Source organism: Psychrobacter sp. UBA2514 (assembly GCF_002341255.1).
GTDB lineage: Bacteria > Pseudomonadota > Gammaproteobacteria > Pseudomonadales > Moraxellaceae > Psychrobacter > Psychrobacter pacificensis.
In genome coordinates this window covers 1-6,093 of the sequence record NZ_DDNS01000041.1, presented here as the reverse complement: position 1 = coordinate 6,093, position 6,093 = coordinate 1, and the positions used below count along the sequence as shown (strand labels likewise).

At 43.7% G+C, this 6,093-nt stretch carries 5 protein-coding genes; all 5 read left to right on the top strand.

Features of this window, described 5'->3' with window-relative positions; genetic code table 11:
- On the top strand, positions 1 to 335 hold a 335-nt coding region (locus B3V51_RS10655; protein ID WP_286708400.1), incomplete at its 5' end, for a glycosyltransferase.
- An 86-nt stretch (positions 336 to 421) separates the two neighbouring features.
- Positions 422 to 1,861 carry a UDP-N-acetylmuramate--L-alanine ligase gene (murC, locus tag B3V51_RS10650; RefSeq protein ID WP_212564212.1) on the top strand — a complete coding sequence of 480 codons (1,440 nt, stop codon included), beginning with the start codon at positions 422 to 424 and terminating at the stop codon, positions 1,859 to 1,861.
- A 34-nt stretch (positions 1,862 to 1,895) separates the two neighbouring features.
- Positions 1,896 to 2,975 (top strand): D-alanine--D-alanine ligase, encoded by a 1,080-nt coding sequence (locus B3V51_RS10645; protein WP_286708399.1) that lies wholly within the window; start codon positions 1,896 to 1,898, stop codon positions 2,973 to 2,975.
- A 513-nt stretch (positions 2,976 to 3,488) separates the two neighbouring features.
- A complete protein-coding gene (locus B3V51_RS10640) occupies positions 3,489 to 4,283 on the top strand; it encodes a cell division protein FtsQ/DivIB (RefSeq protein ID WP_071003045.1) in 795 nt (264 codons plus the stop codon).
- A 112-nt stretch (positions 4,284 to 4,395) separates the two neighbouring features.
- Positions 4,396 to 5,733, top strand: a complete 1,338-nt coding sequence (ftsA, locus tag B3V51_RS10635; protein ID WP_286708398.1) for a cell division protein FtsA — start codon at positions 4,396 to 4,398, stop codon at positions 5,731 to 5,733.
- The last annotated feature ends 360 nt before the right edge of the window (positions 5,734 to 6,093 follow it).

The window sequence follows — 6,093 nt, the reverse complement described above, 5'->3', positions numbered from 1 at the left end:
TCGATGATATGGCGGCCGCCTACAACTGGGCAGATATTATCGTTTGCCGCGCTGGTGCATTGACAGTGACTGAAATCCAAAATGTCGGTATTGCTGCTATTTTTGTACCGCTACCACATGCGGTTGATGATCATCAAACCGCCAATGCGCGCACATTGACCTCGCATGCTGCTGCGGTTTTATTGCCACAGTCAGAGCTAACGGCCAAACGTTTAAGCGATGAGCTTAGCGTACTCAATCGAGAGAAATGCCTTGAAATGGCCAAAAAAGGTCATGCGCTTGCCAATCGCAGTGCGAGTAAACAAGTGGCTGATATTATTTGGCAAGCCTTATAGTTTCGGCTTTTGCCACTCGTTATTTTTTACTGATCATATTTTACTGTCCTTTAATTTTTATTATCCCTTAATAAAGAGAAAATTTTATGTCTACCTCTGCCAAAGCCCTTCCTAAGCGTTTGATTGAAATACCAGAAATGCGCCGTATTCAGCATTTGCATTTTATTGGTATTGGTGGCTCAGGCATGTGCGGCATCGCTGAGGTAATGAACAATCAAGGTTATCAAGTCAGTGGTTCTGACATTGCAGAAAGCCTGGTGACGAAGCGTCTACAGCAGATTGGTATCAAAATATCGATTGGTCATGATTCCAAAAATATTGCCAACGCTGACGTGATCGTCGTGTCATCAGCGATTGATCGTAGCAATCCTGAGGTAAAAGCCGCACTTGAAGCTCGCCTGCCAGTCGTACGCCGCGCCGATATGCTTGGCGAGTTGATGCGCTATCGTCATGGTATTGCCGTTGCTGGTGCGCATGGTAAAACGACGACGACCAGTTTGCTCACCACCATGATGGCAGAAGGACAGCTAGATCCTACCTATGTGATTGGTGGTAAGCTAAATGCCTCAGGTAAAAATGCAGCACTAGGCAACAGCCGTTTCTTGGTAGCAGAAGCGGATGAGTCCGATGCGTCTTTTTTATCACTGCGCCCAATGGCAGCAATTGTGACCAATATCGATCAAGATCACATGGAAACCTATGAGAACAGCTTCGATAAGTTAAAAGCTGCTTATATTCAGTTTTTGCAAAACATGCCGTTTTACGGGTTGGCCGTGGTATGCGGTGATGATCCTGAACTGTATGCGATGATTGATGACATTGGTCGCCCAGTATTGACCTTTGGCCTTGAGCCTTTTAATGACGTACAAGCTGTCGATCTGGTGGCAGAAGGTACCAAGACGCACTTTACCGTATTGCGCCGTGACCGTGAACCGCTGCGTCTGACATTAAACATACCTGGCACGCATAATGTCTACAATGCACTGGCAGCCATCACCATGGCCACGGATGAAGGTGTCGATGATGCCGCGATTGAGCGTGCCCTACAGAAGTTTGCAGGGGTAGGCCGCCGATTTGAGCAGCATGCTTCTGTCGATATCGATGATGGCAATGTCTTATTGATTGATGATTATGGTCATCATCCAAAAGAAGTAGACGCTACGATCAAAGCGGCTCGCCAAAGCTTCCCTGATCGCCGTTTGGTCATGCTATTCCAGCCGCATCGTTATAGCCGTACCCGTGATTGTTATGACGATTTTGTCGACGTACTATCAGGTGTTGATGAGCTGCTACTATTGGATGTATATTCAGCAGGGGAGAGCCCGATTGCAGGGGCTGATACCAAATCGTTGGCACGCAGTATCCGTCTGCGCGGTGAAGTTGAACCGACGATTATTGACAAAGACAATCTTGCGCCAGTTATGCAGCGTTTATTAAAAGCCAATGACATGCTTATCACGCAAGGCGCGGGTAATGTAGGGCAGGTTGCTGTTGATTTGGCAGCCAATAACCTTTACATCAAGTAAGCTACCACCAAGCTCAAATTTAGGAACCATCTTCATGACAACGAATAGTAAAGATAATCCAGAGCAAAAAAGCCAAGCAATTACCAATCCAGAGCCAACGTTAGTCGCGGCTGCCCAAGCAGAAAAAAATAAGAGTGAGGCGAGCGGTGAGTCAAATAATATAGACAACGAGACGTCTATCAGTGCACCAACTAGTCATGTCACAGACGCGAGTCAGTTCGGCAGGGTCGCTGTGGTCTATGGTGGTAGTAGTAATGAGCGCAGCGTGTCTTTGGATAGCGGTGCGGCTGTATTGCAGGCACTGCAAAACAAAGGTGTCGACGCCACTCATTTTGATCCTAAGCATCAAGACATCACAGAATTACGTGATTACGATCGCGTGTTTAATGTCTTGCACGGTCGTGGCGGCGAAGACGGTCTATTGCAAGGTGTATTACAGTGGTTTGATATACCGCAAACGGGATCTGGCATTTTGGCATCAGCATTAGGTATGGACAAAGTGCGTACCAAACAACTTTGGCAAGGTTGCGGCTTATCCACAGCACCGTTTTCATTATTGACGGCAGACACTGACTGGCAGCAAGTGGTCAATATGCTAGGACTGCCGCTTATCATCAAGCCCGTTCACGAAGGTTCAAGTATCGGTATGACCAAGGTCAATCATCTCGATGAGTTACCTGCTGCCTATGCCACAGCAGTACAGTGTGGTGATGCCGTGATGGCTGAGCGCTGGATCACAGGACGTGAGTTTACGATTGTGATTATCGATGACGAAGCTTATCCTGTCATTCGACTTGAGCCTGCTGATATCACCAATTTCTATGACTTTGAGGCCAAGTATAATCGTAACGATACCAGCTACTATATTCCTTGCGGATTGAGCGCTGCTGATGAGAAGCATCTGCAAGAGTTAAGTCTGGCGGCATTCCGTGCTGTAGATGCAAAAGGTTGGGGACGTATTGATGCCATGCAGGATGAAGCAGGGAATTTTTGGTTGCTTGAGATCAATACCGTGCCCGGTATGACCAGTCATAGTTTGGTACCAATGGCAGCCAAAGCTAGAGGCATGGATTTTGACACATTGTGCTGGCACATATTATCGCAGACAGTCTAATTTTTTGATGTGGCGCTCATCATATTTATCACGATTTTTTAGCAATGAGTCTGATGACAACCATATTGAGTAAATGAGCTATGTTAAAGCATGGGCAATGATAAATTATATAGAGGTTTATAATTTCTCAGCTTTATTACTTTTGTAGCATGGCGATTTTAGTCAAAAAAGCCGTCAATGTATCACTAGAGCTGCTATAACATAGCTTCATGTAAACTTGTGTAAATTCAAGGCTACTAGCGAGCGTTACGCTATTGTTTGCCTATAAAATACGTTAATATTGTAAGAATAGCTTTGTTTTAGTAATATTTACGTTTTTTGTAGGGATAACCTATAAGTTATTCATAACCTAAGAAAAATGTTACGTTTAAATAAGAATAATCGCTGACTATCAGTCTTTTTATTGACAGTCTTTGATAATATATTGCTTTAATAAGCTTCTGCAAAAACTTGCAGATTTACATCAATAATTAGCATGATCAGTTTTATGCAAATATAGGGACAAAGGTCGTTATGGCTCAAACTGTCAACGAGGTAACTGACTTGATGAGTGATAAAGCCGGTCGCCCAGCATCCAAACTCCAATTACCAACCTCGGCCCGATATCTTTTTATGATATTGGTATTAGGATTATTGGTACTAATATTGATAATGGGTGGTAAAGCGTTACGTGATGCACCGCCTGCTGAGATTCATATCAGCAATCAAGGGCTCTCTACCGCTCAATACAACTCATTGCAGACAGTGATGGATCAGCAAAAGGTCAGCAGTTTTTTTACTTCTGATTTGCAAGCATTAAGAGATATTACGACAAGCCTTGCATGGGTTGATCAAGTGAGTATCTCTCGAGACTGGCAACGCGGCATTGTAGTTACTGCACTACCTAAGCAAGCAGTCGCTAATTTTGGAACAGAGCGCTTGGTTGATGCCAAAGGATCTGTGTTCGTTCCTGCTGATAGTAGCGACTTGACGCAAGAGCGCTTTGCTACTCTGCAAGGTGAAATGGCTCAAGCGCCAGTCATTATGCAGCAAATGCAGCAAGTCAATGATTGGTATGCGCCACTTGATATGCAGGTTGAAGACATTATTTTGTCACCAAGAATGACTTGGCTCATTCGTTTTGATAATGGCTTGCGCGTCATCGTCGATAATGAGAACACCGCACAAAAATTACTGAATCTAAGCCAGTTACTTGGTAATCAGTTAAGCGGACGCCGAGATGAGATGCAATCTGTAGACTTACGCTACAAGAATGGTTTTACGATTGCCTGGGATATGTCAGCGCCGCCAGTTGATGAGCCCAAATAATTGAAGTAATACTGATGAGTGGTTACTTGAGTCGAAACTGTTTGCCCAAAATGAATAATATATGTACAACATCATAGCGTATTAACAGCGCTTTTTTTAATGATTCAATAGGATGGCATTATTTGCGCTCCTATTTAGTAATAATTTGTCTGCTACCATGAAATATAACGAAAATTTGGTTGTTGTCCATCTAAGTGCCACGGCAGTGTATGTCGTAATTGGCAATGTTGTCTCTGCAAAAGACATTCGTATCTTAGGCGTAGGGCAAGTTAAAAATAGCGATTTTTATCAAGGCCAAATTAAGCATCGTGAACGCCTACAAGGTGCTATCAAGCAAGCCATCCAAGAAGCAGAGGATACTGCCAATTGCCGCGTGCATAGCGTGTGGTTGACGCTCGCAACACCTGAGCTATCTAGTAAAAACAGTGCTGGAGAGGTGAGGGTTGAGGAGGAGTTCGTACGTGCCAAAGATATGGTACAGGCCTTGTCTAATGCCAAGTCGCGCGATCTGCCATCCGATTACTATCTCATGCATTGCTGCCAGCAAGGTATCTATGTTGATGATCAAGACTTCATGGTCGACGATGTAATTGAGATGATGGCACATAATATCACTGTGATGTATCACATGATGATGATGCCTGTCGCTAGCCGCCAAAATATTCAAAAACTACTACAAAGCTGCGATGTCGGTATTGACCATATCGTATTTGATGCAGTGACCAGTGCTGAATATAGTCTGATGCCTGAAGAGCGTCAGCAAGGGGTTTGCTTGGTAGATATCGGTGCCAGTACAACCAGTATCTGTGTCTACAAAGAAAACAAATTGATTTTTACGCATTGTATTGCTACTGGCAGCCATGAAGTGACAATGGATATTTCAGCTGATTTTGGTATATCGATGATTGAAGCTGAGAAACTGAAAAAGTCTCATGGTACGGCTGATGCCAATAGTGTTGACCCAAGCTCATTCTTTTTGTTTAAACCGCAAGGATCGAGCGATGAAATCAACATCGGTATCTATAATTTGGCACGTATCATTGAAGCGCGTTATGTGCAGATATTCACTGAAGTCGCTCGTCAACTGCATGAAGCAGGTTTAATAGGCTATATTGACAAAGGTATCGTGCTGACAGGCGGCGGTAGTACGATTAAAGGAATGATACCGTTTGCTAAACGGCTGCTCAAAATGCCAGTGGTATTGACCAATACGCATCCTGCTATTAGTGCTTACAATCATTTTGATAACGATGAGTCATTTAAACAGCTTAATAGTCAGGTCAATGACCGGGCTTACCAAACAGCTTTTGGCACACTATTATATAGTCAAAGTGAGCAGTTTCGCCGCAGTGAAAAAAGCGAACCTGATACGATTCAAAAAAATCGAGTCACAGGGGTCTTTCAAAGCGCAGGCAAACGTTTTGCTGATGTGTTGAAAAAAATACTATAGACATACTTACCAAACATTTAGAGCATAAGCGCTTTTGTAGGATGCTCTTAAATAAAGTAAGTAAAAATTGAAGTCATATTGAAAGTAATGCGCTAAGCAGTAACAGTAATACCTTAAGCGATGATGACCTATTATGGTCCGCGCTGAACTATTTGATCCATAGCCCTGTTTTATTTAAATACATTTATATATAGTATGTCGATAGCGCGCCATATGAGTGCGTTACTACGTATCGACCTACACGCTATCTGCAACTGGAGAATCTTTTTTATGTCAAAATACACCATGCCAGATGATAACCAGCTTCAAAATAACGGCCAAGCGAGCTTCACTGTATTCGGTGTTGGCGGCGGCGGCGGT

Excerpts from the sequence above, each read along its gene's own strand:
- murC (WP_212564212.1), top strand. The coding sequence starts at position 422 with ATGTCTACCTCTGCCAAAGCCCTTCCTAAGCGTTTGATTGAAATACCA.
- B3V51_RS10645 (WP_286708399.1), top strand. The coding sequence starts at position 1,896 with ATGACAACGAATAGTAAAGATAATCCAGAGCAAAAAAGCCAAGCAATT.
- B3V51_RS10640 (WP_071003045.1), top strand. The coding sequence starts at position 3,489 with ATGGCTCAAACTGTCAACGAGGTAACTGACTTGATGAGTGATAAAGCC.
- ftsA (WP_286708398.1), top strand. The coding sequence starts at position 4,396 with ATGGCATTATTTGCGCTCCTATTTAGTAATAATTTGTCTGCTACCATG.